Genomic DNA, 26,357 nt, shown 5'->3' on the forward strand with positions numbered 1-26,357 from the left:
CGTTATGGTACAACACTTAGCTACAGTTGTGAAATAATCAGACATGTATACTATTGATTGTGCCATATTTTGGAAATAACCGGCGTCGGATACTGTCAGGTGTGCTTAAATCTGCCGGTCAATTCTTCGGGGTTGAAATCATCAACACTGATGGCCGCTATTCTGGCCTGTTCGGCGGCAGTGATCAAGTCCGCTTCATGCTGCGCGATGATGCCTTTCGCCAACGCTTCAGCAATGGTCCTGGATTGATCGCCTTTGGATAATTGCTTGTGCAGTTGAGCGACACGGATTTTGGCTTCCACGGGCGCCGCGGCCAGTACGGCTTTAAAGGCAACTTCAATGCGACCGGTTGCATCGTCGGCTTTGTCGGTGATGTAAATGCCGGAGGTTAAACGGTCGCGCACCGGCGTATCGGCAAGCAGCAGCGAGGCCGTTTTATGCGCCAGTTTATCATTGGGCGGCGTATAAGGTTTGCCGGTCGGGAAGATAATCAATCGCAACAGCAGGGCTATCGGGCGCATCGGCAGCTTCCACAGAACGGCCAGCAGGGACTGCTGCGCCCGATGCAGGGTATGCTGGCAGGCCCAGTTCAGCAAGGGCGCATCGTCAACGGGGCAGCCCTGGTCGTGGTAATGCTTGAGCACGCAGGAGCACAAATACAGATTGCTCAAGACATCGGCAAATCGCCCAGAGATTCTTTCCTTGCGTTTCAGCGAGCCGCCCAGGGAAAATAAAGCGAAGTCGGCAACGAGCGCGAAATCGACACTGAGACGGGCGATCCGCCGGTAGTAGCGCTTGGTCATGCGATCGCCGGGCACGCGCAGGAAACAGGCATTGGTGAGCCCCAGCCAGAAACTGGCCGCCATGTTATGGATGAAAAAGCCGATATGCCGGAACAAAATCTCGTCGAACTGCTGTAAGGTCTGCCTGGACGGCTCCTGCTGCAAGGCGGCCATTTCTTCCTGGATAAACGGATGACAGCGGATGGCGCCCTGGCCGAAAATCATCATCGTGCGGGTCAGAATATTGGCGCCCTCGACGGTGATGCTGATCGGAATGACCTGGTAGAGTCGGCCCAGATAATTGTGCGGCCCCAGGCAGATGCCCGAGCCGCCCTGGATGTCCATGCCGTCGTTGACGATGCGGCGCATGCGTTCGGTCAGTTCGTATTTGACGATGGCCGAGATCACGGAAGGTTTTTTGCCATAGTCCAATGCCGCGGTCGTGACTTTGCGCGCGGCATCGAGAATATAGGTTTCGCCGGCCATGCGCGCAAGCGGCTCCTGTATGCCTTCGAATTCGCCGAGCGGCAGATTGAATTGCTTGCGGATGCAGGCATAAGCGCCGGTATTGCGGCAGGTGAATTTTGCCGTACCCACGCTCAGTGCCGGCAGCGAAATGGCCCGTCCCGTGGACAGGCATTGCATGAGCATTTTCCAGCCGTTGCCGACCTGTTCGACGCCGCCGATGACCCAGTCCAGCGGAATAAACACATCCTTGCCCCAGTTAGGGCCGTTCTGGAATGCCGAATCAAGCGGAAGATGGCGCCTGCCGATCGATACGCCGGGCGTATTGGTCGGGATCAGGGCCACGGTGATGCCCCGGCTTTCCTGGTCGCCGATCAGCCGTTCGGGATCATAGAGCTTGAAGGCCATGCCCAGTACCGTGGCGACGGGGCCCAATGTAATATAGCGTTTTTCCCAGTTAAGCCGGATGCCCAGTACTTCCCGGCCTTCAAACTGGCCATGGCAGACGATGCCGGTATCGGGCATGGCGCCGGCATCGCTGCCGGCATGCGGGCCGGTCAGTGCGAAGGCGGGGATTTCATCGCCCGAAGCCAGGCGCGGCAGATAATGGTTCTTTTGTTCCTCCGTGCCGTATTCCAGCAGCAATTTGGCGGGGCCTAGCGAATTGGGCACCATGACCGTGACGGCCGCTGTGGTGCTGCGGCTGGCAAGCTTCATGACACAGGCCGAATGCGCCGTGTTGGAAAAATCCAGCCCGCCGTATTGCTTCGGAATGATCATGCCGCAGAATTTGTGTTTTTTGATGTAGTCCCAGATCTCTTCAGGCAGATCCCGGCGGTTGTGTGTGATGTCCCAGTCATTGAGCATGGCGCAGAGCGTTTCAACGGGACCGTCCAGAAAGGCCTGTTCTTCCTCGGTCAGTTTGGCGGCCGGCAGGTTCTGCAGCACTCTCCAGTCCGGATTGCCCGAGAACAATTCCGCATCCCACCAGGTATTGCCCGCTTCCAGCGCTTCGCGTTCGGTTTGCGACATGACCGGCAGCGCGTCCTTCATCAGTCTGAAAACCCGGGCGCTGACGATCTGCTGTCTCAGGGGCGAGTAATTGATGGGTATGGCTAAAAGCAAAAAGCTTATCCATAGCACGGCATTCAGCAGAGGCAGATTGCTTAGCAGCGTATAAGCGCTCAGCAGCAGGGCGATGGCGATCGTCGATTTCAGCAGCGAGGTTCTGTAATAGGCAAGCACCCCTAACAGGAGGAATAGGGCGAGTAACCAGAGCATTGTTGTTCTCCTCGGTTTGTTATAGATGCGCGTTCGCCGTAAAATTCCGCGGTGAATGAGCAATTATTATCAGCGTTTAATTCCTTAACGGTTTGCCGGTTTTCAACATATGATCCAGTCGTGCCAGGGTGCCGGGTTGTTGTACCAGTTGCACGAATGCCTCCCGTTCCAGCGCTAGTATGTCGCCTTCCGTTAACGGCGACGTGATGTCGGCATCATGGCCGCCGCTCAGGACATAGGCCAGCTTCCCGCCGACTTCGACATCGTATTCGGTGGCTTTGCCCAGTAGATGCAAGGCTTTAACGCCCATGCTGAGCAATACCCGGGTAGTCTCTCCAGGCATCGCATAAACACTGGGTTCAGGCGGACGATAATCCTGGCTGAGCGCCAGCGCCTTGGCCTTGGCGTCGGCCAGCAGGCGGCTTTTATTCATGCTGATGCCGTCGGTGTGCGCCAGGAACAGCAACTCTTTCGCTTCCATGGCCGATTTCGATACCTTGGCCATACCGATGGTTTCGAAGGCTTTGACAATCGGCGGTATAGGGCCGCCGGGCCGCTTGGGAAGCTTCAGCCAGCGGCGCAGGTATTCCTTGCAGCCGCCCCAGGCCGGAACCAGGCCGACGCCGACTTCCACGAGGCCGATATACAATTCGGCATGCGCCTGTATGGCGTCACAGTGCAACAATATTTCGCAGCCGCCGCCCAAAGCCAGCCCCGATGGCGCGCCGACTACCGGGAAAGGCGCGAATTTCAGGGCTTTAAAGGTCTGTTGTCCCTGCAGCAGCAATTGTTCGACAGCCGTCCAGTCGCTGTTGTGAATAGCCTGCATCAGCAAGGTCAGATTGGCGCCGGCGGAAAAATTCTCGCCGTCGTTGTGAATGACCAGCGCTGCAAATTCGTTGCTGACTTTGTCGATGCTTTGCCTGATCAGCGTCATGGTGTCCATGTCGAGCGTGTTCATCTTACTGTGAAACTCCAGACAGGCGACGCCGTCGCCGATATCCCAGAGGCTGGCCGACGGATTGACCAGTACGGCCGGCTGCCGCAATTTTTCATCGGACAGCAGCAGCACGCCTTCCGCTCTGCGGACCGGTTGGTAATTGCCCGACAGACCGGCAAATGTCAGCTGCCCCGAGCTGACCTGATACATGGGCTGTTTGACCGCCAATAATGGCGGCACCTCGCGATTTTCCGCACGCAGCCTGTCGACGAACCAGGCGACGTCGATCTGATCCAGCAATTCGAACGGTCCGTATTTCCAGTTAAATCCTTCGCGCATGGCCGTATCGACGGCGACGATATCGTCGGCTATTTCAGGCACCAGACCAGAGGCGTAGCTCAGCGTCCTGGACCAGACCTGCCAGGCATAGAGCGAGGCAGGGCCTGAGCCTGACAACAAGGCTTGCAGGGGCGACTTCGCTATCGCGCCCACGGATTCATGCAGGTCGTCGGTCTTGGGCTTTTCAGCCGGATGATAACTGCCTGTTTCGAGGTCGATCGCTTCTTTAACGCGCTCGCCGTTGGTTTTGTTCAGCCGGTAAAAGCCGCCTTTGCCTTTTCTGCCGGTATAGCCTTCCTTGATCATGTTGGCGACCCGTTCCGGCAGCCGGTTGACCTGATGAAACGCATCGGCCTTCGGCAGCGCCAGTTCCATACCTTTCAAAATATGCGGGATCAGATCCAGGCCGACCAGGTCCAGAAGGCCGAAGATGCCGGTCTTCGGAATGCCGAAAGGCGTCATGACGGCATCAGCCTGTTCGATGCCGAGATGCCGGTCCATCGCTTCCAGCAGGCCGCACTGCAGCCAGTACACGCCGATGCGGTTGCCGATAAAGCCGGGCGTGTCCTTGCAGGTCACGCAATCCTTGCCCAGTCTGATATCGGCGAAGCGGTTGACCATTTCGACCAGCTCGGGCCGGGTATCAGGGCCTGCCACCAGTTCCAGCAGCCGCATATAGCGCGGCGGATTGAAAAAATGCGTGATCATGAAACGCTGTGTGAAGCTTTTCGGCAGGCCTTGCGTCAGCAGCGCCAGGGGCAGCGTCGAGGTGTTCGATGAGATCAGGCAATCGTCACGGCAGACGGCTGCCAGTTTCTGATAAAGCGATTGTTTGATTTGCAGGTCTTCAAGAACGGCTTCGATGACCCAGTCCACATCAGCCAGCCAGTTCAGATGGTCCTCGACATTGCCGGGCGTGATCAGACGCGCATTGTTTTTATGCATCAGCGGCGCGGGCTCGGCTTCAAGCAGTTTCTTGATGGCCGTTTCAGCGATGGCATTGCGGCTTTTGGCATCCTTGGGAACGATATCGAGCAGATAAACGGGCACGCCGGCGTTAGTGATATGAGCGGCGATACTGGCTCCCATGACGCCGGCACCGATCACGGCGACTTTTTTGATATCCATCAGATTGCCTCCAGAATGGTCGCGATGCCTTGACCACCGCCTATGCATTGCGTGGCCAGCGCGTAGCGTTTGTTTTCGCGTTTCAGCAGGCTGGCTGCTTTGCCGGTAATTCGGGCGCCCGATGCGCCCAACGGATGGCCCAATGCGATGGCGCCTCCGTCCAGGTTCAGCTTGTGTAATGGAACCGGCAAGGCTTTCAGGACGGCCAGCGACTGCGCGGCAAACGCTTCGTTCAATTCGACGATATCGATATCGTCCAGCTCGAGTCCGGCGCGCTGCAGGGCTTTGATGGAGGCGCCGACCGGGCCGATGCCCATGATTTCCGGCGCGCAGCCCGAAACGGCGATCGACCTGATCCGGGCCAGTTTATCGAGGCCGTGCGCGTCGGCGTATTCTTCGCTGCAGACCAGCACCGCGGCGGCGCCGTCGGTCAAGGGCGAAGAAGTGCCGGCCGTGACGCTGCCGTTGGTCTGAAAAGCGGGAGGCAGCTGCGCCATGGCCTCCATGTTGGTATCCGTCCGGATGCAGCCGTCCTGGTCCACAAGATCTGAGTCCGGCGTGTTGATCGGGATGATTTCATCGGCAAACCGGCCTTGCTGCTGGGCTTCGGACGCTTTTTGCTGGCTCAGCAGGGCGAAACTTTCCTGATCAGCGCGCGATATGTCGTATTGCCGGGCCAGGTTTTCGGCTGTATCGCCCATGCTGATATAGGCCTCGGGCAGCTTCTCATAAAGGGCCGGATTGGGCATGTAGTTGTAGCCGCCCATCGGAATCCGCGTCATCGATTCAACGCCGGCGCAGATAAATGCCGAACCGGCATTCAGTTGAATGGCGCCGGCGGCGATATGGATGGATTGCATGGATGAGCCGCAGAAGCGGTTAACCGTCATGCCGGCGACAGAAATCGGCAAGTCGGCCAGATTGACGATCAGGCGGGCGACATTGAGCCCCTGTTCGCCTTCGGGAAACGCGCAACCCAGGATCAGGTCTTCGATGTCATGCGGGTTGACGCCGGTTTTTTCGATCAATCCCTTGACAACCTGCGCCGCGAGATCGTCCGGTCTGACTTTAATAAGGCGGCCTTTATGGGCGGGCGTAAACGGCGACCGACAATATCCGGCAATAACGACATTTTTCATAATCCTTATCTCCAGTGAAGTAGGCTTGATTTCTAGCGGCTCGACTCCGGCAGGGTGGGCAGATAAATCTCACTAGCTCTTCTTTGACCGGCTGTATCCTGATTGGTTTCATCGATGCAGTCGGCCATGAAGTCATCGATCATTTCCCAGGTGTTGCCGAGGTTATGCAGCAGGATGCCGTGGCGGTCGGCGTTTATGATCTTGAGCTGTTTGTGGGGCGTACCGAGTTTTTCGAAGATTTCCTGCGCGCTTTTTATCGATACGATAGGGTCCTGATCGGCATAAACGACGAATACGGGTATATCAATAAGAGGCAGAACCTCATCCATGTCATCGATCAGCAGACGCAGTTCATATAAACTTCTGATCGGCGTGTGCCGGTAATTGATGTTCGGATTTTCCGGTGTGTTTTCGATAAACCGCTTGACGCCTTCATAGGCCGAAACCCAGCCGACCAGCTTATTGGTGCCGTGCAATAACGGTACGAGCATAAAGGTCGGGTTGAGAAATTTTAGCGGCACGGCGATCGCGCTGACGCCGATGATTTGTGGGTGTCCTTCCGAGGCCAGCTTTAGCGCCATGGCGCCGCCGGTGGAAAAGCCGGTGACGAAAATCCGGCTGCAGTGAGCTTTCAGTATGGTGAAGCCGCGCTGCACGGACGCGTACCAATCCTGCCAGTTCTGGTCACGCAGCGCGTACGGCGATGAGCCATGGCCTTTCAGCCTGACGCCCATGACCGTATAGCCCTGTTTAACCAGATACTCGCCATAGCCTCGGGTTTCGGCCGGACTCGCGAGCAGGCCGTGTACCAATAACACGCCGATGCCGTTATCGTGTTCGGGCTGCAGGAAAAACGGCGAGGGATCGGCGGAGGCCGCTTCATTTTCATTGATATCGTCGAAATGAGCCTTGCTGTACAGATGCCGCTCCCAGCTCAAATCGCGGCATTCATCGTCGAAGTGCCAGGCGGCCAATCTCTGCGGGTCGACATGATCATACTCGGCCAGCGCTTTAACCATGATCTTGCGGACGGCGGTTATCGGTTCGGCCTCGTTATCATAAACGGCGATCAGGTTTTCCAGCCGGATGTTGTCAAAGTCATGCTCTTCCAGCAGTTTGGGCAAGAACTGGTAGTACTCTTCATATTCGAGAATGAGCCCGTTTTTGATCGCCACTGAGATGAACTGCTCGAAGCGCTTGCTGGTGCCGGTGATCAAATCGCTGTAATCGATCGGGTTCAGCAGGCTCCTGTGCAGATTGATTTTGGTGTTGTTCTGCAAATGCTTGACGGCGATGTACAGCGTCGTGAAAAAACGCTGGCGCTCGATCTGCTGCCGGCCGTTCTCGATGCAATGCATGATCAGCGTCGAGGCCAGATGGCTTAAATTGATCGTGACATTGGCATAGATCTCTTCCATGTATTGATTGCGCGTGGCTGCGGCGCTTTTTTTAAAATACGAGCCCAGCATTTTCTGCTTCCAGTTCCTAGGCCTGGCATGCAGCGCAAACACATCATCGAGGGTCCTGAATTCGGAGGCTACCAATCCCAGCAGATAGCGGTTCCACCAGTGCCAGACTTTATAGGGATCAACTGGTGCGCCCATGCGGACATCCATGTCGGTATTTTTGAGCAGGATGTTGCCTTCGATCAGCAGTTCTTCGGTCTGGCGCAGATTGAGCCCGTCGGCGAACAGTTCGACGCTCGTCAACAGCAGATTTTCATCGGACCGAATCGGATAAAACGTGATATTGGCCGGTATGATCAGGGTCGGTTTCAGCGCGGCGGTCAGTAATTGGTCGAGGCTGTCGAGGTGCAGGTCTTCCTTCCAGCGCAACAGCTGATCATAATCTTTGTCGGTATAGGCATTGCGGATCGTGGCTTTGAAGGCCTCGAGGCCCTGCGCCAGCACGGCGGGGCCGGTATGATGCTTGCGCCTTTCGCCGGTCAGCCGCGAATAAACGCTGTAATGGCCTTTTTGGTCCATGACGCGGCGGTCCTTGACCATGCCGCCCTCGGGAAAGACGATGACCTTGCGGCCGCGGAGTATCTGTTCGGCAAGCAGGGGGAACAAGCGTTGATGATCATGGGGGAACACGCCGACGTTCCTCAGGTATCGGGCCAGTACCGTGTCGCCTTGAAAGAATTCTCCCGAGGCGATGGCGCAACTGTAGGCGCCGGTTTTCTCATAGATCAGAAATTGCGGGATAAACGTTTCAAAGCGCGAGAAATGGTTGAATAAAAAGATATCGCCTTGCTGAACCTGAGTGTCGGCATGGAGCTTAAGCTTGACGCCCAGCATTTTTTTAACGGAACTGAATACCTTGATCGATCTTTTATAGAGTGCGGTATCGATATCACTCCAGTTGTCGGGATAAGGTACTCTAGGCATGGCGTTATTCCTCTTGAGGAGTCGATAAATCCAGGAAGTGCCGGGTCACCGGAACCGACTTGGGCGAAACGGCTGGTTTAGCGTCCTCCAGTTTCAGCGTATGGGTGGCAACAGGCGCCCTGTCGGCTATCGGCGTTATCTTGACGGTGTTGTCAGGAATCGCCGTGACCGCATTCACTCTGGTCGTATTAGCCGAGGCATTACCGGCGGCATTCGTTTCGGCCGCATCCGTTGAGGCGTTATCGATATCCTCCATTTCGGAAACTTCTTTGTCTATGTCAAAACCGTCCGCTTCCTGTGATGGGGCACTGCCGTCGTTGACCAGGAATTCACGGTGCTGCTGGTAGGAGTTTTTGATGAATTCATAGCGGTCCACGGCCGCTTCGTCGATCATTTTTTCCGTCGACATCAAGCCGGCTCTCGTATCGGCGACATCGACCGCGCTGGAAGCCAACGATACGGCATTGACCATGCCGCCGGAAAGCAGAAAGGCATAGGTCAAAGGGCTCAGGAGGGCATCGCCAAGCAGGCCGACCGCCTCGCGCGGTGAACTGGCGCCGGCGAACGGCAGCACCAGATAAGGGCCGGAGGGAATGCCCCAATAGCCCAAAGTCTGGCCGAAATCCTCATCGTGTTTGGGCAAATCGATATGCTTGGCCACATCGAAAACCCCGACTACCCCGGCCGTCGTGTTGATCAGGAAACGGCTGGCGTCCATGCCGGCCTGCAGCATTTTAAACTGCAGCAGATCGTTGACGGTGACGCCGATATCGTTCAGGTTGCTGAAGAAGTTGGACACGCCTTCGTCGACCGCATCCGAGGTTATCCACAGGTAACCTTTCGCCATCGGTTTTAAAATAACGTCGTCGACATCATCGTTAAATGACTGCGCGCCCCGGTTCCAGCCTTCCAAAGGGTCGTTCGCGTTGGCTTCCCCCGTTTTGGGCGTCGTCGCGCAACCGCCCAGCATGCCTGAGATAATCAGGCCGGCGGCTAACAGGCGGGTATTTATAATGGATTTTTGCATGTTGTTTTCAACCTGTTCTTGAATGGTTTTTCTGATAGTCGGCTCCGGTTAGTATACCAAGCATTCACACCCTGTACCTCATGAAGGTTGCTCATGCCCGGACGGTCAACAGCCGCGCTCTTCGTTAATTTTATGTCATGTATTAAGGAATGCATCGAACCAGATTTTCCAATGTTGATATTTGTCCTTTAATGCGCCGGCGCCGGACGTCGGCGATACGATTACCGATTTTCTCGCATAAGCCGGCGGCAGATCGGCGGCCAGGATAGCGGCGCCGAGCAAACTCGCTTCTCTTTGCTGCAGGCTGTGAACCTCGACCGAACTGCATGCGGCTATGCCTTGCCGCAGCGCCGGCACTTCGGACAAGCCGCCGGACAGATAAACACGGTCGATGCCATGGCAACGCCGGAAATCATCAAGTATGCGCGTCACGCGAAAAATAATGCCTTCCAGCAACAGGCAGGCGATCTGATGTTCACTCAAATGATCGACAGGCGCTGAAAAAACGGTGCCGGATGCTTCGCGAAAATACGGTGCGCCCAGTCCGCTCGGCTCGCAAGTGCAGAACAGTTGCACCGCTTCGGCCAGATTTTCCAGCCGGCAGTCCTGATAAGGGTAGGGGGCCAGCGCGGCGGCGATGGAGTTGATCGTCCCTTCGATGGCGGTATGCGTTTTCGAAGTGCTGTCCTCGTAAACCAGGGTCCGCAGATACCCGTCTATCTGCATCGGGACTTGCTCGGGCAGATAACGGACCACGAAGCCGCCGGTGCCCAGATTGACCAGTGCTTCCGTACTATCGGGCCGGATGCTGGCGATCAGTGCGGCGGACTGGTCCGCGATATCGGCTTGCAGCGTACAGCCGTTGTTCAGCGTCAGATTCAGGCCGGAAGAGGGCGTGATGGCCGGCAGCCAGTTCAACGGAATTCCGAACAGGTCGCATAAAACCGGCGACCAGGCCGCCTGCCGAACATCCATCAACAAGGTGCGCGCGGCCATGGAGACATCGGTTTGATGCCGGTTGCCGCCCGACCAGTGGTAAATCAGGAAACAGTCCAGCGTGCCGACGATCAGTTCGCCCTGCTCAAGGCCCTCGCGCAGGGCAGGACGATCCTCCAGCAAGATGCGCAGCTTGGGCGCGAAATAATATGGCGTCAGGCGCAGGCCGGTCAGGTCTTTTATCAGGGGTTCCTGCGAGCGCAACGTCTTGCAACTGGCTTCCCCGCGCGTGTCCTGCCAGGATATCAGCGGCGTGACCGGCAGCCCGCTGATCTTGTCCCAGAGAAGAAAAGAGGAGCGCTGGCACGATAAACCCAGTCTGGCGTTGCCGCCCGTATCGGCAAGGCATTGGTCCAGCAGTTCGGTGGCCGTGGTCAGATAGGCCAGTGCGTCGCTTTCGCAGATGCCGTTTTCGCCCGTCGTGGTCGGCGCCGGGCGCGAAAGCACGGCGGCAAATTCGCCGCTATCGGCCAGGATGCCGGCCTTGATGGCGGTCGAACCCAGGTCCAGCGCGATAGTCGAAGTCAGTGAAGCAGCCATTTTTCGGTACAACTGTCGAGTTGATGATTCATCGTATGCCGGTCCCATCCCAGTGCCTCAGCGGCGATGCAGGCCAGGCGCTGCAATTCGACCGGCGACAGCTTGGCCAGGATCAGCAGCGGCATGCGACGTCGCAACAGGTCTTCCAGATGCACGACCATTTCGTGCCGCGCGCAGAAAACCAGGTCGGCCATGATGAACGGCAACGCCGGCGTTATGCGCCGGGCCAGTTCAGGCTCCTGTTCGCACAACTCGAATACGGCCGGCATCCGGTTGCCGTGGCGGCGCAGCAGCCAGTGCGCGCTGATGCTGTCGATGCCCAGATGCGTGGCCTTGTATGAAGCGCCGGCGCACCATTCCGCATAGTCCGTGTCGGGGCTCCAGGGAAAGGCTTTGCCGAAGGTCTGGCTGACGGCGTCGATGCCTAATTGCCTGCATACCGTATCGACTATGCGCTCGGCATCTTCACGCGCTGAAGTCAGCTTGCCGCCGATAGAAGAGAGCAGGCCATCGCTGGCGATTTTTAATGTCCAGTCACGGCTGACGTCCGAAGGCGACGCTTCATCGCCAGGCTTCAGCACGCGCAAGCCGGCGTATCGGCCGATGATGTCGTTTTCTGTCCAGTTTGCCGTCCTGAGCACGCGATTGGCTTCGGACAGCAGATAGCGGATGTCTTCGGGTTCGACCGCCACGTGCTCGATGTCGCCGCTATAATCGGTGTCGGTCGTGCCAAGCAGCGTCAGCCCGTACCAGGGCATCATGAAAAACACGCGCCCGTCGGCTTGCGCGGTCAGCAGCAGCGCTTCATTTTCCAGCACTTTCGGCAGGATCAAATGCACGCCTTTCGAGAGTCTGTAGCGGTTGTCGCTCCGAAGACAAGCCGACCACTGGCCGGCCGTATTGACGATCAGAGCGGCGCCGACATTGGCCATCTCGCCCGTGACCTGGTCTTGACAGACAGCGCCGCAGAGCCGGCCGTCATTTTCCAGAAACCGGCTGAGCCGGCAATAGTTCAGGCAGATAGCGCCGCTGTTCTGCGCGCCGGCTATCAGTTCCAGGACATAGCGGGCATCGTCGGTCTGGGCGTCGAAATAGGTAAAGCCGGCTGTCAGGCCAGCCGTTTCAAGACAGGGGAATCGCTCGGCGAACTCGGCGGGGGAATGGTATTGGTAAGTCTGGGTTTTGGGCACCGTGCTGGCCAGCAGATCATAAAGGAGCAGACCAATTTTTAATTGCAGCGAGCCCATGCGCCCGTTTTTATAAACCGGTATGCCGAAACATAGCGGCCAGACCCGGTGCGGCGCGGTTTTGAGCAGCATCTGCCGTTCGGCCAGGGTCTTTCTGACCAGCTTGAAGTCGAGGGATTCCAGATAGCGCAAGCCGCCGTGAATCAGCTTGCTGGATGCGGAAGAGGTCGCACTGGCCCAGTCGCCCTGATCGACAATGGCGACCTTCAGGCCGCGCAAGGCCGCATCGTAGGCCGTCCAGGCGCCATAAACGCCGCCGCCGCAAATCAGCACGTCAACATTGCGGTCTTTAAGCTGCGAGAAATCCCGGTACATAAATCACGCGCGCGTTTGAATCAGTTTCTATCATGGCAACAGCAGACTCCTGGGCTCAATTATCGGTGCGAAGCGGTAGACAAGTATCTGACTCTACTGTAGACAAGTATCTGACTCTACTTATGTTTGGGCTTGCACGGATTTTCGACCTCATCAGAAAATGAAAATTCATAAAAAAACCGTTAAAAAATCCATTCAGGCTTTTTAAGGACAATGAGAATAATGCCTGAAGATTTGTCCTAAAAATAACCGGCGTGTTGTCTGGAGTGAAAATCATGAATGTTGGAGAACGCCTGCCGCCCCGCTCGAATCTGCGGTTTTTTGGACGCTTTGGCATGAGGCGTCCATGAGAATGTTTCTTGCCTTGCTGATGCTGGCCGGTTTTCTTTCAGGTGCCGTCTTGATGGTGGTTCCGCATTCCAAGGCGCTGTTTTCGCTCATGACGTCCGATGCGCCGTCGGCATTGCCGATTCCCGTGCAAGGCGTATCGCGCAAGGCGATCGCCGACTCCTGGGGCAACCCGCGCAGCGGCGGCAGGCAGCATAAGGGCATCGACATTTTCGCCAGACGCGGCACGCCGGTGCTTGCGCCGGTCCGGGGCCTGGTTATCGGTATGGGGGAGAATCGTCTCGGCGGCAATAATGTCAGGCTCTTGGGGCCAGGGCTTCAGGTCCATTACTTCGCGCATCTGGATCGCTTCGGGCCTGTTAAAGCCTATGAACTCGTCCAGCGCGGCGATGTGATCGGCTACGTCGGCGATAGCGGCAATGCCAAAGGCGGGCCGACGCATCTGCATTATGGGATTTATGCTTACCGCGAGGGCGCGATCAATCCGTATCCGTTGCTTGTGGCGGGGGAATGAGCAGGCAAGGTACGCGATGCGTACCCTACGACTGTGTAGGCTGGGTTGGAGCTTTAGCGGAAACCCGGCATGGGCGGCCGAAATGCTGGGTTATTAACCCAGCCTACCGCCTACAGCCGCTAAAAGCTGCGGTGCCCGGTGGGGCAAACGGGGTATATCTAATTACTGAACACGATACTGCACAAACACCCCAAAAACATGCTCGCCATAATTCTCCGGAATCGCATTCAGAAACAGGTGATTGCCGATCAGCGGCGTGAGTCCGTCGTAATGCCAGTCCTGTATGGTGTTGTGTTCATAGCGATGATAGAACCGCATCGATATGTCCTTGCGCAGGTTCCACCTTAAGTTGGTTTCCAGAATATGCCTGTCGAAATTAATCACCGGAAAGCTGTTGTTAGTCGCCTGGTTGCCGACATCCGGATTGGCGAAGGCCAGATTGGATGCGGCGTCATAGTCAACGTGAGTGTCCGCCCAGTTATATGAATAACGGATGTCGATATCGAACGGGTTGAACTGGTAGCGAAAGCCGAGTCCTATCAGGTGGTTGATGTCGTCGACGGATTCTTGCCAGGCGGCGGCATAGGGAAAGCGGCTTCCGCCGGCATTAGGGTCGGCCGAGAAGCCGATATCGTTGATATTGCTGAGCTGGCTTTCCTGCTTTTGAAAACTGTAGAAAGCGTAGGCATTCAGTCGTGACGAAGGCTGATAGTTGCCTTCCAGATTGGCCGAGAGGGTCCGGGCGTTTTGCAGTCCGTAACGGACGTCATAATCGTTGTCGGTCCAGTTCACGGAAGCGAGCAGATCCAGGTCGTCGCGTAGCAGAAAATTGGCCTGGGCCTTGACCTGGTTCTGATACCGGTCGCTCAAATCGTATTTTCTCAGATCGGCGAGCGTATGCGGCGTGACACCGTCGGGCAGCGACGATCTGAATCCGGGCAGCGAGGCGGTATAGAAAGGCACGTAGGGATTATAGTTGTAATCGCTGCCGTCCCGGACCGCGTATTCATAAGACAGGCGCAAGGTGGTCCAGGACAGCGAACGGTTCGATAAGTGGATTTTAAAATGGTTTTCGTCGGTGCTGTCGCGCTCGCGGTAGCTGGGATCATGCTGTTCAAAATGATAGCTGAAGCCGGCCGTGGTCTTGTAGCTGAGCCGGTAATCGGTATCGAGGAACCAGTCCATGACTTCTTGCGAGAAGGGGATGCTTCGGTAGTGGAAAGGGCTTTGCGGCGAGGCCGGCCTGAAAACCTCGCCGCCTTGCGAACCGTCTTCGAGGATCAGGCCATATTGACGGGTTAGCGGGTTGAACGCGGTATAGTCCGTATCGTTGGCTTCGTTGTAATAGCGGAATTTCGCTTTCAGCGTCAACGGGTCCCATGGCGCCAGTTGCAGGCCCAGTTGAAACAGCCAGTTCGTGATCTCGGCATTAGCCGTTTTCTGCGACAGCGATGCGGCGGAATTCCACTGGTCCATGTCGATGCCGGTAAAGGTCCGGCCTGAGTTGATAGTTGACGGGAGCAGGTCATCGTCCTGATACATGCGCGACCATGACAGGGTCGAGGTCAGTTGCCCGCGCAGCGGCAGTCTGTAGGCAAGATCGGTTTTTACCTGGTGGAAAGTATTGTCGGGATATAAATCGAAGCGGCCGCGTTCGATGATAAAGTCCGTGCCAGGAAGATTGGTGAACGGGTTGTCGAAGGTCAACTGGCCTTTGTCATTGGCGAAAAATGAGCCGGTATAGTTCAGGTTAAGTTCCAAATCGGCATCGGCATAGCTGAAGCCGGAACGTATTTCGTTGGTCGTGTAATCGATGGGTTCGATGGTTTCGACCATGCCGCCTGAGTTCGGGCCGGCATAGAACGGCGGCAGGAATGATCCGCCGAAGGCCCGCCTGCCGTCGCGTGTTTCATGGGAGAAATCGGCGAAGAATTTCATGCCCAGCGTCGGCGTATAGTTGAAGCCGATGCGGCTTTCCTCCCGGTTGATGCCCAGATCGGGGTTATAGGCCGATGCCAGAGCCTGCCGGATCTGCTCGCGGCTATTGCTGCCGGGAACGAGACCGGACGGCAAGCTCAGGTTTTCGCTGCCGACGCCCTGGAACAGTGTCAGGGCATTATCGGTATAGGTATGCGGCGTCTGGTTGAAAAAGCCGTTGATCCTGAAGGTGCCGAGCTGGCCTGTCGATAACTGATAATACTGATCATCACGCCCGACGCCGCCGCCTTGCGCGTCGAGAAAATAGCCTTCGCGCTCCTGCCAGCCCGACAGCGAAAAATAATTGAGCAGGGGACCTGTGCGCCAGTCGCTGTAATCATTAAATTTTGAAGACGATCTTCTGTCGCTGCCGAATAAATAGCCGAAATCCAGGCTGCCCCGGTACCGCCAGTCTTCGTTCAGCTTTTTATAACTTAATGGCGCATAGGGAGAGTTGTACAGCAGACCGCTCGGCGTTCTGGAAGGGTGTTCCTTCAAAGCGGAAAGTCCCTGCGAGGATTTGGTCCGGGTTATATCGGTGCCTGTGGGATTGAGATGGTTTCCGGGCGGGTTGCCTATGCCTGTCGCCGACGAGGCAAAAGCCAGCGATGCGATAAGCAAAGCGGTGCGCTGGCTGCCGAAACGGCCAGCGCCGATAACGGGCAGCACTGCCGCGTCATCGATGGAAAAGCATGCCTGCCGCATGATTGGAGCCATGAATCTGAGCATGGCAGTTTTGACAGCTTCGGTTGATGAGGCGCGCATCCGGATTGGAGGCCGACGCCAGATTTCCGGTGGTCAGCAAATCGTTGGGATGCCCGCGGTTGGTATGGCAGGTCTGGCATAAAAACGGCCTGGTGCTGACCAGCAGCGATTCGTGATTGGAGCCGTGCGGCTGATGGCAATTCAGGCAATTTTCCCGAACCGGTGCGTGCTCCCAAATGAAGGGACCGCGCTTTTCCTGATGACACTGATAGCAAACCTGATTGACCGTATCGGCTTTCAGTAATGGCGCGGTGCCGGAACCGTGCGGGTTGTGGCAGTCGGTGCAGGTGACTTTGCCTTCGGGCAAGGGCATGTGCGAGCGTTTTCTGAACTCGGCGCGCTGTTGCTGATGGCAACTGTAGCAGGTCTGATTGATGCCATCCTTGCCCAGCAGGCCTTTTTCCGAAAACCGCGCCATCGGATTGTGGCAATCGCTGCAACTCAAGTCGTTCATTTGGTGGGCCGAACCCGGCCAGGCGATGCGCTCCTTGCCTCGATGACACTGAAGACACATGGAGTTCTGCTGACGGATGGTCGAGCCTGACTGGCGGGTGAAGGCCATGATCTTCGATTTATCGGCAGGGTCCGATACATGTTCCGATCCGGGGCCGTGGCAGGTTTCGCAGCCTTCTACTTTCGGATTATCCGGCGCGGCCAAATGAGGAATGCGCGCATGAATCGTATGGTTCCAGTGACTGGTTTCAAGTTCATGGCAGCTGGAACAGACGCTTGCTCCGACATATTGGGCATGGCTTTGCGCGGTACTGAGTTCCGGTTTCAGGGACGGCGGCGATAATGACGAACAGCTCATTATCGCCGCGATGCTGGCGATCAAAGTTAAATAAATCAGTCTCATGCGTGAGATGAAAAATCCTTCATTAATGACTATCTACTTTATAAACAGGGCGCTATCGGTGTTAAACCAGCAATGTTCAAACGCCATTGCTGGTTTAGTGGCTATCATTGTGCGATAGGCGTGTAGCTGGTCAAGCTGAACTGCAACGGATCGGAACCCGTTATCAACTGCATTTCAGCGCTTACTTGATCTTCACTGACGCCGTTCCGCTGCAGATCAATAAGAGGCAGAGTGAGTATTCCGGATTCGGGGTCATAAGTCGCGGGAGTGTCCGAAGTTAGTGTGGTCAACTCTGCGTCTTCCAGTTCGAATCCAAGGCCGGTCGGACTGCTTGGGAGCTGGATGAGTTTCAGGATTGCACTGAACTTTTGCTCTCCGACGTTGACGACCGGCAGTGCCAGCTTGTTTGCTTCATAAGAGAAGAAGGCGGTAGTTGGAATCTCTAAGCCACTTTCGTCCAAGCTAAACGTCATAGGATCAGAGCCAGCCACTAATGTCAATTCGACATTCGTTGCCTGATCCTGGACAGTGCCGTTTTGTATCACATCCACCGAAGGTATGAGTACTTTTCCGGTTTCAGGAGTATACGTTGCGGCAGTATCCGAAGACGCTGTGGTCTGCTCAGCATTTTCCAGCACGAATCCATAGCCGGTCGGACTGCTTTCAAGCGGGATCAGCCTCAGGGTGGCATTGAATTTTTGACTGCCAACAATGACCACCGGAAGTTTCAACGTATTCTCAGTAAGATCAAAAGTGGCATTGGTAGAGGTGGCCGCCGCTTCTTGCGGGAAACCGGCGCTTTGCCATGCGAGCATGGCGGCTTTTTGTTCGTCGTTAAGCTTCGGGATGCCGCTGGCATCGGGTGGCATCGACATTTCCTCAACGGCCCTGACGATGGCGAGCTCCGCATTCGGTTCCGTTGCCTCGTAAGTATCCCAGTTGACAGTGGGTGGGGCCCCGTTACGCGCCGCGCCGCTCAGTTCGGATGAATGGCAGGCCAGACAGTTGGTGGCGAACACTTGCTCTCGAATGCCATTGGGGCCTTCATAAACCGGATCAATAGCGAAAGCATGGCCTGTGACAAGGAAAGAAAACAGTAAGACTAACGAGCTTTTTATATTCATAGGTTTACCTTTGGGGCTTGCAATAAAGTCGTGTCTGACAAATTATCTAACACGGAGACTTATTACATTGATTTAAGTCAGGTAAAATCTATTGTTGAGTATGAGCTTTGACTCTCATAATTGGGCGTCATACCCATCTCAGGCAGGGCATGTGTTTAAGGAGCTTTGTTGAATTCCGGTTTCAGAGGGGCTGCGGCGATAATGACGTACAGCTCATTATCGCCGCGATGCTGGCGATCAAAGTTAAATAAATGAGTCTCATACGTGAGAAGAAAATCCTTCATTAATAATTACTGCCTTTTTATAAACAGGACGCTATCGGCGGTAAACCAGTAATGTTAAGGCTTCATTACTGGTTAGGTGGCTGTTGTTGTTCGATAGGCGTGAAACTGGTTAAGCTGAATTCTAGCGGTTGAGAGTCTTCCACCAATTGCATTTCGGCACTCACCGGACCCTCGCTGACGCCGTTTCGTATCAGATCGACAAAAGGCAGAATGACTTGTCCGGTTTCAGGGGTATAAGTCGCGGCATTGTCCGATGATGCCGTGGTTAGCTCGGCTGTTTCCAGTACAAATCCAGCGCCGGTTGGGCTGGTTTCGAGATTGATCAGCCTCAGGGTTGCCCGGAATGTTTGATCACCGACATTGACGACCGGCAGAGTCAAAATATTGGTATCGAAAGAGAAGGAGGCTTCAGTCGAAATATTCGGAAAACCGGGTTCTTCCAGGATGAACCGCATGGGATCCGAGTTTGGTATCAGCGTCAATTGGGCATCTTCCGTGCCTACGCTGGTGCCGTCTGTCGTCAGATTTACCGAAGGTATCGTTACTATCCCGGTTGCAGGGGTATAAGTCGCGGCATTGTCCGAAGACGCCGTGGTCAGCTCAGCGCTTCTCAGTTCGAAGCCGGAACCGGTAGGGCTGTCTTCAAGGGGGATGAGGTCAAGCGTTGCATTGAACTTTTCATCGCCGACATTCACGACCGGCAGTCTCAGCGTGGTGCCATCGAAAGAGGAATCGGTAGCGGACGGAGGAGGGGGCGTAGTCGCTTCTCTAGGGAAACCGGCGCTTTGCCATGCGAGCATGGCGGCTTTTTGTTCGTCGTTAAGCTTCGGGATGCCGCTGCCGGTGGGCGGCATCGACTCCTCTTCCACGGCGCTGACGATGGCGCGCTCCGCATTCGGTTCCGTTGCCTCGTAGGTATCATAGTTGACATTGGGGGGAGCGCCGTTACGCGCCGCGCCGACTTTTTCCGATGAATGGCAGGCCAGGCAGTTGGTGGCGAACACTTGCGCTCGAATGCCGTTGGGACCCTCATACACTGGATCAATAGCGAAAGCCTGACCTGTGATAAGGAAAAAGAACAGTGTGATCAACGAGCTTTTTATATTCATAGGTTCACCTTTAAGTGTGTTGCTTGAAATATAAAATCGTGACGCACAGGCTATCTAACATCAAAAATCATGACATTGACTTTAATCAGATAAAAGCTGGTATTGGGTTTTTAATGTCTACACAAAGGCATGCCGTTTCGGGCGGGCTGAAATCACGCCGGCGGCATTGTCGCATTACGGATTCAGGTACAGCGGAGATAATGGCGAACAGTTCATTATCGCCGCCTCTTCATTAGCATGGCCTTATTTTAGAAACAGCATATCCATACCCTTCGCACTATTGAGCGCGGGGTATGGTGGCAAACCTGAGCAAACTCAGCACCGTTGGATTGGTGCCTACCAATTGCATTTCGGCCCGGACTACGCTCTCGACAGTGTCATTTCGTATCATCTCAACGTAAGGCAGAACGAGTCGTCTGGTCGACGTGTTAAAAATAGCGGCATTGTCCGAAGTCGCGGTGGTCAATACGGCGCTCTGCAGCACGAATCCAATACGCGTCGGGCTACCTTCCAGAGGGATTAGTCTCAGGTTTGCCCGGAACCTTTGATTGCCGATAATAACGACCGGCAGGTTCAGAACCCTGCTGTTAAAAGAGTAGCTGGCATTGGCTGGCACCACCAAGCGGGTATCCAGACTGAACAGCATTGGCCTGGTGCCCGGTACCAATGTCAGCTGGATATCCACAGTGCCTGTATTGACGCCATTTCGTATGACCGTTACCGAAGGCACGAGTACTCTTCCGGTTTGGATGTTGGCCGTGGCGGGAGCTCTCGACCTCTCCGTGGTCAGCACGGCGGATTCCAGCACGAATCCGAAGCCGGTCGGACTGCTTTCGAGCAGGGTGAGTCTCAAAACGGCATTGAACCTTTGAGTGCCGACAATAACGACCGGAATTCTCAATCGAGTTCCATCAAAAGAGGAATTGGGCGCAACAGAGGTCGTGGCCGTGAGCGATTGCGGGAAGCCGGCGCTCTGCCATGCGAGCATGGCGGATTTTTGTTCATCGTTAAGCTGCGGGATACCGTTGCCGGCGGGCGGCATCGACATCTCTTCCACGGCCCTGACCATGGCGCGCTCGGCAGTCGGTTCCGTTGCCTCGTAGGTATCGAAGTTGATTTCGGGTGGGGCGCCGTTGCGATCCGGGCCGGTCAGTTCGGATGAATGGCAGGCCAGACAGTTAGTGGCGAACACCCGCTCTCGAATGCCGTTGGAGCCCTCATAGACCGGATCAATAGCGAAAGCGTGACCTGTGATAAGGAAAAAGAACAGTATGATCAACGAGCTTTTTATATTCATAGGTTCACCTTTGTGTGTAGGCTCGAAATATAAAGTCGTGACACACAGGCTATCTAGCATCGAAAATCATGACATTGACTTTAATCAGATAAAAAGCTGGTATTGAGTTTTTAATGTCTACATAGGGCATACCGTTTCGGGCAGGCTAAGATCAAGCCGGCGGAAGCATTGCTGAGTTACGGTTTCAGGGATGGCGGCGATAAGAGCGAACAGAACAGCTCATTATCGCCGCCATGCTGGCGATTAAAGGCAAATAAACCAGTCTCATACGCGTGATGAGGAATGCTTCATGCTTCAAGCCCAATTATTGGCTTCCTGGATACCAGGGTGATGCAGGTATAACGCTAAAACCAGTGATGCTGAACAGTAACGGATCGGAGCCGGCTACCAATTCCATATCGATAAACATCACGCCCTGTCTGACGCCGTTTTGTATCAGTTTTACCACTGGCAGAACGATTTGCCCGGTTTCAGGGTTAAAAGTTGCCGTATCGTCCGAAGACGCCGTGGTTAGTTCAGCGCTGTCCAGCACAAATCCTCCGCCTGTCGGACTAGTGAGGAGGGGGATTGATCTCAGGATGGCATGGTACTTTTGATTGCCGACATTGACGACCGGCAGGGTCAGTAGATGGCCATCAAAAGTAGCCGGAGACGAAATGATCGGAAAATTGGGACTTTCCAAAGTAAAGATCATTGGAGCAGAGCCTGTTACCCACGTCATTTGAGCATCTCCGCTGCCTTGACTGACGCCTTTTTCTATCAATTCCACTGAAGGTAATAGCATTTGCCCGGTTTCAGGATCGAAAGTCGCGGCTTTATCCGAGGACACAGTAGTCGGCACGACGCTATCCAGTACGAATCCGTAGCCGGTCGGACTATTTTTGAGAGGGGTTGATATAAAAGTAGCACGGGCTTTTTGGTCACCGATATTAAGGACAGGGAGTATCAGAACAGTGCCGTCAAAAGAGGAGTTAGAAGGAATCGTATTCGGAAAACCGGTGCTTTGCCATGCGAGCATGGCGGCTTTTTGCTCATCGTTAAGCTGTGGAATGCCGCTGCCGGCGGGCGGCATCGTCATCTCTTCCACGGCCCTGACGATGGCGCGCTCCGCATACGGGAGTGTTGCCTCGTAAGTATCCCAGTTGACATTGGGTGGGGCGCCTCTACGCGCCGAGCCCAGGTCGGATGAATGGCAGTCCAGACAGTTGGTGGCGAACACTTGCGCTCGAATGCCGTTGGGACCCTCATACACCGGATCAATAGCGAAAGCCTGACTCGTGATAAGGAAAAAAAATAACAGGGCTAACGATCTTTTTATATTCATAGGTAATCTCTAATGTGTATGCTTGTAACATAAAATCATGATCACAGGCTGTCTAACGCTAATGCTCATGTTTTTTACTATAACACAGGTAAAGTCCGCTATTGAGCATGAGCTTAGCTTTTTAACGTCAGTTGTGCGTCATACCGTTTCGAGCAAGGTATAATCAAGCCGGCGTATGTATTTAAGGAAAAATTTTTGTTTGCTACCGTAAATTATCTATGACTGATGCCGCAATACATCCGGATTCTCCAGCACTGCTGAAAGTCCATAAGCAAAAGGACGGCAATAAAGTGATCAAATTGTCAGGCAACTGGACGCTACGCAATCTGGCGATGGCGCCTCTATTGCGACATAAACTCAAGAAGTATGCCGGTGACCAGACTATGCAATGGGACATGCACGCGGTTGATGTACTCGACAGCGGCACGGCCTTGGTTCTCTGGCAGGATTGGGGGGAACGGATGCCGGCGGCGCTCAGGGTACGGCCGGAGCATCAGCGCCTGTTCGAGCGCTGGCAATCACGGCAGCTTAAAATTATAGAACCCGAGCCCAAGAGTTCCCGGTCGCTCCTGATATCCCGTTATCTGCAGCGAACGATTGGGAGCTTCTGGCTTCAACTGCTGGACCTGATCATGTTATTGGGCCAGCTGGCGCTCGATATAGCTTATTTGCTGCGGCGTCCGCGCGCTGTTCCCTGGCCCGAGATCTCAGACACGATTTATGAAGCGGGCGTTCGGGCTCTGGGCATTACGGCATTGGTCGGTTTTCTGATCGGCATTGTGCTCAGTTATCTGTCGGCGCTGCAATTAAAGTTGTTCGGGGCCGAGATTTATATTATCGATATTCTGGGCCTGAGCGTTATTCGCGAGTTGGGGCCATTGCTCGCGGCCATTCTGGTCGCCGGCCGATCCGGTTCGGCCATGACCGCGCAGATCGGCATCATGCGCGTTACCGAGGAACTGGATGCGCTGTCCGCAATGGGCATTTCCCACTCCATGCGTTTGATTCTGCCCAAAGTGGCGGCGCTGGCGATTTCAATGCCTCTGCTGAGCGTCTGGACCAGTGCCATGGCGCTGGTCGGCGGCATGGTTTCGGCGCAGAATACGCTGGATATCAGTTACCAGCAGTTTTTTCTCAAATTGCCCGATGTGGTGCCGCTGCTCAATGTTTTTATCGGGCTGGGCAAGAGCGTCGTATTCGGTTTGATGATAGCGTTGATCGCCTGCCATTTCGGATTTCGCATCCAGCCCAACACCGAAAGTCTTGGCTTCGAGACGACCAATTCCGTAGTAGCCGCGATTACCGTGGTTATTATGGTCGATGCCGTATTCGCGATCCTGTTTATGAATGTGGGCATGCCATGACCGAGCTCCCGACAAATGCTCCAGCGACCATTGAGTCACCCGCAGACGCCGGCACATCCATGCCGCCATGCGCGATACGGCTGGAACACGTCTGGACCAGCTTCGGCGATAAGGCCGTCCATAAGGATATCAATCTTTGCTTGCCGCAAGGCCAGATTCTGGGGTTGGTGGGCGCGTCGGGTTCCGGCAAGACGGTTTTGTTGCGCGAGATCATCGGCCTGCAAATACCCACTCAGGGCGAGGTGTCCGTGATGGGGCAGTCTTTGACCAATATTACGCCCGGTAGCGAACTGCGGTTGCGCAACAATTGCGGCGTGCTGTTTCAGAAAGGCGCATTGTTCAGCGTGCTGGATGTCTTCGAAAACATTGCCTTCCCATTGCGCGAACTGGGCATTCGTGACGAAGAATTGATCAGGCATCTGGTCTTCATGAAACTGGAAAACGTAGGGCTGGCGGCCAGGGATGCCTGGCTGAAACCGGCCGATTTGTCCGGCGGCATGACCAAACGGGTCGCGCTTGCCCGTGCGCTGATCGTTGAGCCGCCGTTGCTGCTGCTGGACGAGCCGACCTCGGGGCTGGACCCTATTTCCAGCGAGGACTTTGTCGAGCTGTTATCGGGACTGCATCGCGAGCTCAAATTCACGGTCGTCATGGTGACGCATGATCTGGATATATTGAGGGATTTATGCACGCAAGTCGCGGTGCTGGCCGATCATCAACTGGTCGCATTCGGGCCGCTGGCTACGGTCTTGAGCAGCAAACATCCTTTTGTCGAGCAATTTTTTCACAATAGACGCGCTGAGCGGGTATTTCAATTTCAAGAGACTACGCATGGGCAAAAATAACCACGCATTGATGACCGGCCTGTTTTTGGTGGCTTTAATTACAGCTACCGTGGTCGTGATCTACTGGATAGGCCATTTTGAGCGTGAACGCGATTTGTATGTAATCTCAACACGTCAATCCGTTTCCGGCCTCAATCCCGAATCCACGGTGTTTTACCGTGGCATTGCCGTGGGCAAAGTACGGAAGATCCAGTTTGATCCGAAAGATTTCGGTACCATCCTGGTGCCGATTGAAGTCGACAAAGACATCACGCTGACCAAAGGCGTATACGCCACTTTGCGGTTAAAAGGCGTCACCGGCTTGACTCAGATCGAATTACAGGATGACGGTAAAGTTCAGGAGGTTTTGCCGCCCGGCAATGATCCCATGACACGCATTCCCTTAGTGCCTTCCTTGACCGACAAGCTGATGCTTTCGGGCGAAGACCTTCTTAAAAAAGCCGAGCAGATCATGGGCCGTCTTAACTCATTGCTGAATGAAGAAAACGAAAAAAATATCAGCGAAATTCTTGATAATTTCAATACCTTGACCGCCAAGTTTTCCGATTTGCAAATGGCCGTGGATAAAGCGTTGGCCGGTGTTCCGGCGTTAAGCGCCGACGCCCAAAAGACATTAACACATATCAATGCCTTGACTGACGATCTAAAGCTGTTAACCCGCAATGTGCAAACGCTCAGCAATAAAGCGGAAAGCCTTGCCGATAAGGGCCAAACAACCGGTGATCTTTTATTGCAAACGACGTTGCCGAAAATTAACGATCTGCTGTCCGAATTGCAATCGACGACAACGCAGGTTAAGCGCGTAGCCACGATGCTCGAAAACAACCCTCAAAGCTTGCTGTTGGGGCCGGCTGAACCAGAACCCGGCCCGGGCGAACCCGGCTATAAGGAGCCGAAATGAAATACTCAGGCATATTATTACTGCCCATTATTATGATTAGCGCCGGTTGCAGCATCGCACCCAAGCAGCCGCAGCCCGCGCTGCATGACTTCGGAGTTCCTTATTCCCGGCATGAAAGCAGACAATCCGCCAAGCCGGCCGTCAAGATTACCGCGCCCAAGTGGCTATGGGACAATCGCATCCGTTACCGGCTACTCTACGCGGCGCCGACCCAGGTAAGGTTTTATGCACTGGACCGCTGGATTGCCGCGCCTCCGGAATTGCTGGAGCAGCAGCTGATTGGCAGTACAACGTCGCTGAATTATTTGTTGAATATCCGTTTGCTGGACTTTGAGCAGCAGTTTGAGTCATCTGACCGGGCTCGTGCCATCATGCGTTTTTATCTGGAAGCCTATTCGCCTGATGACAAACGCCTGCTTGGCGCTCAGGAATTTCGCCTGGAACAGGCGACCCAAACGGCTGATGCATCGGGCGCGGTAACGGCTTTCGCCGAACTGGTCCAACAGGCGGAAGGCAAGATACAGGCTTGGCTGGCCAAGTTGCCTGACACGGCTAAAAGAGATGGGCGGAATGATATCTCTTCTGCACAGTAGGGCAGGGAATGCTTATCGGCGGACAAAAAAAACCTCCCGGAGCCAAAGGCAGCGGGAGGTATAAAGAATACAGAATTATGGTAGGTTCTGAATTTCCATAGTCCGAGGAGGTATATGAAACGGGTGGAGACGGGCTTTTCAGCCTCGATCTCGGCAAGGCGCCGAAAAATCGATCCTTGCAAAAATAGGGTTGCAGACAGGCAGAATAAATTTTCATGGGCCAATAAATTATAAAAAGGATTCTTTAATATTGGCTTAAAAAATGCCTGAAAGGCTCAGCAGTAAATCTCGCTGTCAGTTGGCGCATACTATACGCAGATAAGGTATGGTTGACAATATGGCTCATTATTGACAGATTGTTTCAATTTTATTGATAGTTGCTGTTATTGAGCGGCTTGGTTATGCGTTTGGCAACTGGAAATTTTTAATGGCTGCCAGGACAATTTTTGTAGGGTACGCATTGAGTA

The 26,357-nt window shown here is 54.8% G+C and carries 18 protein-coding genes; 5 read left to right on the forward strand and 13 right to left on the reverse strand.

The features are described from left to right. Nucleotides 1-95: 95 nt before the first annotated feature. The 7 genes from METLU_RS0104095 to METLU_RS0104125 all read right to left on the reverse strand — a co-directional run bounded on the left by METLU_RS0104095 (nt 96) and on the right by METLU_RS0104125 (nt 12,589). Nucleotides 96-2,528 (reverse strand): acyl-CoA dehydrogenase, encoded by a 2,433-nt coding sequence (locus METLU_RS0104095; protein ID WP_027157119.1) that lies wholly within the window; start codon nt 2,526-2,528, stop codon nt 96-98. A gap of 76 nt (nt 2,529-2,604) precedes the next feature. After that, on the reverse strand, nt 2,605-4,935 hold the full coding sequence (locus METLU_RS0104100) for a 3-hydroxyacyl-CoA dehydrogenase/enoyl-CoA hydratase family protein (RefSeq protein WP_027157120.1): 2,331 nt from the start codon (nt 4,933-4,935) through the stop codon (nt 2,605-2,607). Then, nucleotides 4,935-6,074, reverse strand: coding sequence for a thiolase family protein (locus tag METLU_RS0104105; RefSeq protein ID WP_027157121.1), 1,140 nt, complete (start codon nt 6,072-6,074; stop codon nt 4,935-4,937). Before METLU_RS0104105 ends, METLU_RS0104100 begins: the two co-directional genes overlap by 1 nt. A gap of 32 nt (nt 6,075-6,106) precedes the next feature. Beyond that, nucleotides 6,107-8,464 carry an alpha/beta fold hydrolase gene (locus tag METLU_RS0104110; RefSeq protein WP_027157122.1) on the reverse strand — a complete coding sequence of 786 codons (2,358 nt, stop codon included), beginning with the start codon at nt 8,462-8,464 and terminating at the stop codon, nt 6,107-6,109. A 4-nt stretch (nt 8,465-8,468) separates the two neighbouring features. After that, nucleotides 8,469-9,491 (reverse strand): MlaA family lipoprotein, encoded by a 1,023-nt coding sequence (locus METLU_RS0104115; protein WP_027157123.1) that lies wholly within the window; start codon nt 9,489-9,491, stop codon nt 8,469-8,471. 135 nt (nt 9,492-9,626) lie between these two features. Further along, the gene (locus METLU_RS0104120; protein ID WP_027157124.1) at nt 9,627-11,027 is read right to left on the reverse strand and encodes an FGGY family carbohydrate kinase; all 1,401 of its coding nucleotides are present in this window, start codon (nt 11,025-11,027) and stop codon (nt 9,627-9,629) included. Next, nucleotides 11,012-12,589, reverse strand: a complete 1,578-nt coding sequence (locus METLU_RS0104125) for a glycerol-3-phosphate dehydrogenase/oxidase (protein WP_027157125.1) — start codon at nt 12,587-12,589, stop codon at nt 11,012-11,014. Before METLU_RS0104125 ends, METLU_RS0104120 begins: the two co-directional genes overlap by 16 nt. Before the next feature lie 346 nt (nt 12,590-12,935). Here METLU_RS0104125 and METLU_RS0104130 point away from each other — a divergent pair, with 346 nt between their 5' ends. Beyond that, entirely contained in the window at nt 12,936-13,451 is a 516-nt protein-coding gene (locus METLU_RS0104130) for a M23 family metallopeptidase (RefSeq protein WP_027157126.1), read from the forward strand. A gap of 162 nt (nt 13,452-13,613) precedes the next feature. Here the strand turns inward: METLU_RS0104130 and METLU_RS0104135 are convergent, their stop codons facing one another. The 6 genes from METLU_RS0104135 to METLU_RS0104165 form a co-directional block, all read right to left on the reverse strand. Continuing rightward, nucleotides 13,614-16,145, reverse strand: a complete 2,532-nt coding sequence (locus METLU_RS0104135; protein ID WP_196806494.1) for an MtrB/PioB family decaheme-associated outer membrane protein — start codon at nt 16,143-16,145, stop codon at nt 13,614-13,616. Further along, nucleotides 16,105-17,049 carry a DmsE family decaheme c-type cytochrome gene (locus tag METLU_RS0104140; RefSeq protein ID WP_027157128.1) on the reverse strand — a complete coding sequence of 315 codons (945 nt, stop codon included), beginning with the start codon at nt 17,047-17,049 and terminating at the stop codon, nt 16,105-16,107. Before METLU_RS0104140 ends, METLU_RS0104135 begins: the two co-directional genes overlap by 41 nt. Nucleotides 17,050-17,153: 104 nt before the next feature. Further along, nucleotides 17,154-18,173 carry a c-type cytochrome gene (locus METLU_RS0104145; RefSeq protein ID WP_027157129.1) on the reverse strand — a complete coding sequence of 340 codons (1,020 nt, stop codon included), beginning with the start codon at nt 18,171-18,173 and terminating at the stop codon, nt 17,154-17,156. A 349-nt stretch (nt 18,174-18,522) separates the two neighbouring features. Next, the gene (locus METLU_RS0104155; protein WP_027157130.1) at nt 18,523-19,566 is read right to left on the reverse strand and encodes a c-type cytochrome; all 1,044 of its coding nucleotides are present in this window, start codon (nt 19,564-19,566) and stop codon (nt 18,523-18,525) included. Nucleotides 19,567-19,843: 277 nt separating this feature from the next. Then, nucleotides 19,844-20,863, reverse strand: a complete 1,020-nt coding sequence (locus tag METLU_RS0104160) for a c-type cytochrome (RefSeq protein ID WP_027157131.1) — start codon at nt 20,861-20,863, stop codon at nt 19,844-19,846. Nucleotides 20,864-21,167: 304 nt separating this feature from the next. Further along, nucleotides 21,168-22,187 carry a c-type cytochrome gene (locus METLU_RS0104165; protein ID WP_027157132.1) on the reverse strand — a complete coding sequence of 340 codons (1,020 nt, stop codon included), beginning with the start codon at nt 22,185-22,187 and terminating at the stop codon, nt 21,168-21,170. A 218-nt stretch (nt 22,188-22,405) separates the two neighbouring features. Here METLU_RS0104165 and METLU_RS0104170 point away from each other — a divergent pair, with 218 nt between their 5' ends. Genes METLU_RS0104170 through METLU_RS0104185 form a run of 4 tightly spaced genes read left to right on the forward strand, consistent with a single transcriptional unit; the run spans nt 22,406 to nt 25,890 of the window. Then, nucleotides 22,406-23,551: an MlaE family ABC transporter permease gene (locus tag METLU_RS0104170; RefSeq protein WP_027157133.1), complete on the forward strand. Its 1,146-nt coding sequence runs from the start codon at nt 22,406-22,408 to the stop codon at nt 23,549-23,551. 59 nt (nt 23,552-23,610) lie between these two features. Further along, nucleotides 23,611-24,396, forward strand: coding sequence for an ABC transporter ATP-binding protein (locus METLU_RS0104175; protein ID WP_027157134.1), 786 nt, complete (start codon nt 23,611-23,613; stop codon nt 24,394-24,396). Further along, the gene (locus tag METLU_RS0104180; RefSeq protein ID WP_027157135.1) at nt 24,383-25,297 is read left to right on the forward strand and encodes an MlaD family protein; all 915 of its coding nucleotides are present in this window, start codon (nt 24,383-24,385) and stop codon (nt 25,295-25,297) included. The genes METLU_RS0104175 and METLU_RS0104180 overlap by 14 nt, the downstream gene beginning before the upstream one ends. Further along, nucleotides 25,294-25,890 carry an ABC-type transport auxiliary lipoprotein family protein gene (locus tag METLU_RS0104185; RefSeq protein ID WP_027157136.1) on the forward strand — a complete coding sequence of 199 codons (597 nt, stop codon included), beginning with the start codon at nt 25,294-25,296 and terminating at the stop codon, nt 25,888-25,890. Before METLU_RS0104180 ends, METLU_RS0104185 begins: the two co-directional genes overlap by 4 nt. The last annotated feature ends 467 nt before the right edge of the window (nt 25,891-26,357 follow it).

Origin of the sequence: Methylobacter luteus IMV-B-3098 (genome assembly GCF_000427625.1) — a bacterium.
Taxonomy (GTDB): domain Bacteria; phylum Pseudomonadota; class Gammaproteobacteria; order Methylococcales; family Methylomonadaceae; genus Methylobacter; species Methylobacter luteus.

Coding starts and splice junctions, on each gene's coding strand:
- METLU_RS0104095 (WP_027157119.1), bottom strand. CDS start 2,528: ATGCTCTGGTTACTCGCCCTATTCCTCCTGTTAGGGGTGCTTGCCTAT.
- METLU_RS0104100 (WP_027157120.1), bottom strand. CDS start 4,935: ATGGATATCAAAAAAGTCGCCGTGATCGGTGCCGGCGTCATGGGAGCC.
- METLU_RS0104105 (WP_027157121.1), bottom strand. CDS start 6,074: ATGAAAAATGTCGTTATTGCCGGATATTGTCGGTCGCCGTTTACGCCC.
- METLU_RS0104110 (WP_027157122.1), bottom strand. CDS start 8,464: ATGCCTAGAGTACCTTATCCCGACAACTGGAGTGATATCGATACCGCA.
- METLU_RS0104115 (WP_027157123.1), bottom strand. CDS start 9,491: ATGCAAAAATCCATTATAAATACCCGCCTGTTAGCCGCCGGCCTGATT.
- METLU_RS0104120 (WP_027157124.1), bottom strand. CDS start 11,027: ATGGCTGCTTCACTGACTTCGACTATCGCGCTGGACCTGGGTTCGACC.
- METLU_RS0104125 (WP_027157125.1), bottom strand. CDS start 12,589: ATGTACCGGGATTTCTCGCAGCTTAAAGACCGCAATGTTGACGTGCTG.
- METLU_RS0104130 (WP_027157126.1), top strand. CDS start 12,936: ATGAGAATGTTTCTTGCCTTGCTGATGCTGGCCGGTTTTCTTTCAGGT.
- METLU_RS0104135 (WP_196806494.1), bottom strand. CDS start 16,145: ATGGCTCCAATCATGCGGCAGGCATGCTTTTCCATCGATGACGCGGCA.
- METLU_RS0104140 (WP_027157128.1), bottom strand. CDS start 17,049: ATGAGACTGATTTATTTAACTTTGATCGCCAGCATCGCGGCGATAATG.
- METLU_RS0104145 (WP_027157129.1), bottom strand. CDS start 18,173: ATGAATATAAAAAGCTCGTTAGTCTTACTGTTTTCTTTCCTTGTCACA.
- METLU_RS0104155 (WP_027157130.1), bottom strand. CDS start 19,566: ATGAATATAAAAAGCTCGTTGATCACACTGTTCTTTTTCCTTATCACA.
- METLU_RS0104160 (WP_027157131.1), bottom strand. CDS start 20,863: ATGAATATAAAAAGCTCGTTGATCATACTGTTCTTTTTCCTTATCACA.
- METLU_RS0104165 (WP_027157132.1), bottom strand. CDS start 22,187: ATGAATATAAAAAGATCGTTAGCCCTGTTATTTTTTTTCCTTATCACG.
- METLU_RS0104170 (WP_027157133.1), top strand. CDS start 22,406: ATGACTGATGCCGCAATACATCCGGATTCTCCAGCACTGCTGAAAGTC.
- METLU_RS0104175 (WP_027157134.1), top strand. CDS start 23,611: ATGCCGCCATGCGCGATACGGCTGGAACACGTCTGGACCAGCTTCGGC.
- METLU_RS0104180 (WP_027157135.1), top strand. CDS start 24,383: ATGGGCAAAAATAACCACGCATTGATGACCGGCCTGTTTTTGGTGGCT.
- METLU_RS0104185 (WP_027157136.1), top strand. CDS start 25,294: ATGAAATACTCAGGCATATTATTACTGCCCATTATTATGATTAGCGCC.